Genomic DNA, 4,436 nt, shown 5'->3' with positions numbered 1-4,436 from the left:
CGGTAATAGCTATAGGTTACATTACCATCTTTATAGACATCATAACTTTGCTGTTTAAAATCAGAAATCCACTGGCTGCCGCTGTAGCCTGCAATATGTCCATACACATGATTTGGGGTGCGTTTAATAATATAAATGTCACCCTTTTGTGGATGATCAAACTCAGGTTGAATTTGTCGATAACCAATTTTGGTTAAAGTATCGCCCCAGTCAGAAGCAGCAATAGGGTGACTGACGATCTTGGCACCCGCAGATTGCAAAGCGATACGAACACTTTTGGCACATTTTGCTGTGCTATAGTTACCACTGATACTTTTTAATTTAGCAACGAATTTGTGGATATCGATCTGGCTACGTGAACCATCCGATCCAAAAGAAAACGGTGCTGATCTTTCCCTGTTTTCAGTCACAGTCACTTGCGGTGCATTCTGTGTTTGATAACTATCTGCTACTTGTCCGTCATAAATCATCGTTCAAACTCGTTCTTACATTATTTACACATATCAATAACAATGTATTTGCTTGGCGGAATGATGCTATCGCCTGAACCTTAAAAAGTGTTTTAAGGAATGTAATAATATTTCACAAGTTTGAAACATTTATAAAAAAATATAAATTTATCATGGTATTACTTTAGTGTTATTTGGCTAAAATTTGGTAAAAAAGAATTTAAATAAATCAATTTTTACTGGATTTAGTTCTGAATTAAATAATAATGATGAGAGCTCACATATAAATATGATGAGAGCTCACATATAAATATATTAAGAGCGACACTAATTTGATAAATAGAAATAATCGATGAAAATTTACGATCAATATAAATCTGATTTGGCACGTTTTAACGCATGATGCCATCGTTCAAGATGGTGAGAACGTTCATCTTCGTTCATTTGAGGTTCAAAGGCACGATCAAGTTGCCAAGACTCAGCGATTTCGTTGAGATTTGAAAAAAGGCCAGACTTTAGACCTGCCATCGCGGCCGCCCCCCAAGCCGTTGATTCAAGCATTTTAGGCCGTAATACAGGGACGTTGAGAATATCTGCTTGAAATTGCATCAGCATATCATTCTGACTCGCCCCACCATCGACTCGTAATTCTTTTAAAGGTTGGGATAAATCCGACTGCATGGCACAAAGCACATCCGACACTTGAAAAGCAATCGATTCAAGCGCCGCCCGCGCTATGTGGGCTTTATTGGTTCCACGTGACATCCCGCACAATAACGCACGTGCTTCACTGTCCCAGTGTGGTGCACCCAAGCCCGTGAAAGCGGGAACTAATACTACGCCCTCACTGCTTTTAACCTGATTGGCCAATTGTTCAACCTGAACACTGCTCTGAATAATGCCCAAACCATCACGTAACCACTGTACAATTGCGCCAGCCATAAATACACTTCCTTCAAGCGCATAGCGGGTTTGATTCTGACATTGCCATGCCAGCGTGGTCAGCAGTTGATTCTGACTAAATTGTAATTCCTCGCCAGTATTAAACAGCATGAAGCATCCTGTTCCATAGGTATTTTTTGCTGTACCTATTTCAAAGCATGACTGTCCAAATAGGGCTGCTTGCTGATCACCTAAAACACCCGTGATCGGAATGGTGCTACCCAACAGCCCTGGTGCTGTATCAGCTATATAAGCATCAGATGAAATAATGGTTGGAAGAACCGAAGCCGGGATATGAAACAATTCGAGCAATTCTTCATCCCAGCTTTGAGTCTGAAGATTCATGAGCATGGTTCTTGAAGCATTACTGACTTCAATGACGTGTTCTGCACCTTGAGTTAAATTCCAGATTAACCAACTATCGATCGTTCCAAAAGCAACATGTCCTTGCTTTGCGAGCGCTCTTAGTCCGTCTACATTTTCAAGCAGCCAGACCAATTTGCCTGCGCTAAAGTAGGGGTCGATTCTCAGTCCTGTTTTATGGTGGACTTTATCCTGCAATTTTTGTTGAATTAGGCCACTGCACCAGTCTGTCGCACGACGATCCTGCCAAATAATAGCAGGTGCTAGTGCTTTGCCAGTACGTTTATCCCATACCACCGTCGTTTCACGCTGATTGGTCAGTCCTAGCGCTTTAATATCCTTTGCCAAGACATGTGCAGAGGCTAAAGCCTGCTGTACCACTGCTATCTGACTTGACCAGATTTCATCGGCATCTTGTTCGACCCAACCTGAATGTGGGGTTCTTATTTTTGTTTCACGTTGAGCGGTTGCATGAACACGTCCCTGTTCATCAAAAATAATCGCGCGGCTAGAAGTCGTTCCCTGATCGAGTGCAAGTAAATAGCTCATATTTGTTATAGATAGACTTGAAAAATAAAATATTATCTCAATTATCATGTTAAATACATCAGTAGAATCTAGTTGGTTATAAATTGCATAGCAATTTTTGCCGCCTGTGTTATGATGTATGAACTCATCTGGGGGTGTTATTGGCTTCGACGCTGGTGATGAAGCTCATAGATGCATGCCGAGAGCGCATTTTCTCTCGTAAATAAAATTTGCATTTTAATAGTCGCAAACGACGAAACTTACGCTCTAGCTGCCTAAGGGCCGCTTGTCCGCTTCCTAGAATACTTGTGGTTTAGGAACCCGACTGTAGCGCACGCACACAAGTCCGTATAGAGTCAAGCCTCGGGACTTTATACCAAACTTAGAGGATCGCAACTTGTACCCTGTTCGTCGGGTCACTTGGTGTTAAAACAATAGACGATATCTAAGCATGTAGTATTCTCGAGTGTAGTGCTGGCGGACGCGGGTTCAACTCCCGCCACCTCCACCAAAATTCGATTCGGAGCAATCCGATGAAATATAAAAAGCCTTTAAGTTCAATGCTTAAAGGCTTTTTTATTTGGTTGTTTGCCGATGCAATGTGATATATTTTGACTACATTTTTGCTTTGTCTGGGTAAAATATGGGTAAATTTACCCATCTTATCCCCATCGAATTTGGTTGACTCAAATAAAATTTCTGGATTTTATCAATTTCTGCTTCCTGCTTATCGATTTAAAAGCCAGTCAAACGCTTGGTAAAAAATGTCTGACTTTCTTTAAATACAGGAAATTCTTTTTATTAATTCTGATCTTCACACGATAACGGATTGTTTCATGCTTAAGTTTTCATTGTGGTATAGTACCCGCAAAATTTACACCATAAAATTTGTGCCTTTATGGCTCAAAGATGGCATAGACTCTAATCGAAACGGTGCAAATTAGGCCTGAATGGTTGCAAATAATTTAGTATCAACATCAACATATGTGGGTGATTTTTAATGATTAAATCAGAAAAAATTGAAAATACTAAAGATTTCAGAATTAGTGTTGCCCCGATGATGGATTGGACAACCCGAGACTACCGTTTTTTTGCACGACTATTTAATCCCAATATTGTGCTGTATACCGAAATGGTAACGACAGGCGCGATTATTCATGGCGATGCTAAACGCCACTTAGATTTTAATTCACAAGAGCATCCGATTGTCTTACAACTCGGTGGTTCAAACCCTCAAGATTTAGCAACCTGCACAAAAATGGCCGAAGATTGGGGCTATAACGAAGTCAATCTAAATGTTGGCTGTCCAAGCGATCGTGTCCAAAACAATAAAATTGGCGCATGTCTAATGGCTGAACCTAACCTTGTTGCTGAATGCATTGATCAGATGCAAAAAACCGTCACTATTCCCGTGACAGTCAAACATCGGATTGGGATAGATGATATGCAGTCTTATGACGAAATGCTGCATTTTGTAGATACTGTTGCTGCAACTGGTTGTACGCATTTTGTAGTACATGCTCGCATTGCGATTTTGCAGGGTTTATCACCGAAGGAAAATCGCGAAGTTCCTCCATTACGCTATGAAGATGTCTATCGTTTAAAACGTGAACGTCCAAATTTGACCATTGAAATTAATGGTGGCATCAAGACTTTTGAAGAAACACAACAACACCTGCAACATGTAGATGGCGTCATGATTGGTCGTGAAGCCTATCATAATCCTTATTTACTTGCGGAATTTGGACAATTCTGGAACTTAGACATGCCAGATCGATTTAACATCATGCAACAGATGATGCCTTATATCGAAAAACGTTTAGCCGAAGGTGCACCTCTTTCGATTATCACTCGTCATATTTTAGGTTTATTTCAAAATCTTCCAGGTGCACGTAAATGGCGACAAGCCCTGAGTGGAGGAAATGCCAAGTCGCTCACCGATATTGAAAATGCTCTACTTAATATTCGTGAAACTATTCAACGATCAGAAGAATCTCAGCAAGAACAGCATATATAAGGATTTAAAAAAACTTTGTCATGTAATGCTGAGCGTAGAATATTAATTTTTTAAGGGCTGTACTAGATTCGCGATGTGCTAATCTAGAAAAATGAAGCTAACCAATTGTAAATTAAATAAGAAAACTCAATTAAAAG

General features: G+C 40.1%; 3 protein-coding genes and 1 other RNA gene. 2 read left to right on the top strand and 2 right to left on the bottom strand.

What is annotated here, in order from left to right; all coding sequences use genetic code 11:
• Both JR005_RS01630 and glpK read right to left on the bottom strand, forming a co-directional pair.
• The coding region (locus tag JR005_RS01630) for a hypothetical protein (RefSeq protein ID WP_218665780.1) at positions 1-470 on the bottom strand (470 nt) is incomplete at its 3' end.
• A gap of 345 nt (positions 471-815) precedes the next feature.
• Complete coding sequence (glpK, locus tag JR005_RS01625) at positions 816-2,303, bottom strand: glycerol kinase GlpK (protein WP_218665475.1); 1,488 nt, start codon at positions 2,301-2,303, stop codon at positions 816-818.
• A 130-nt stretch (positions 2,304-2,433) separates the two neighbouring features.
• On the opposite strand from glpK, the gene ssrA reads away from it, so the two are divergent.
• Together ssrA and dusA are read left to right on the top strand one after the other, a co-directional pair.
• Positions 2,434-2,793: a transfer-messenger RNA gene (ssrA, locus tag JR005_RS01620) on the top strand.
• 489 nt (positions 2,794-3,282) lie between these two features.
• Entirely contained in the window at positions 3,283-4,299 is a 1,017-nt protein-coding gene (gene dusA / locus JR005_RS01615) for a tRNA dihydrouridine(20/20a) synthase DusA (protein ID WP_218665474.1), read from the top strand.
• Positions 4,300-4,436: the final 137 nt, after the last annotated feature.

Origin of the sequence: Acinetobacter sp. Colony158, assembly GCF_019264745.1 — a bacterium.
GTDB lineage: Bacteria > Pseudomonadota > Gammaproteobacteria > Pseudomonadales > Moraxellaceae > Acinetobacter > Acinetobacter ursingii.
This window is presented reverse-complemented; position numbering and strand designations above follow the sequence as displayed.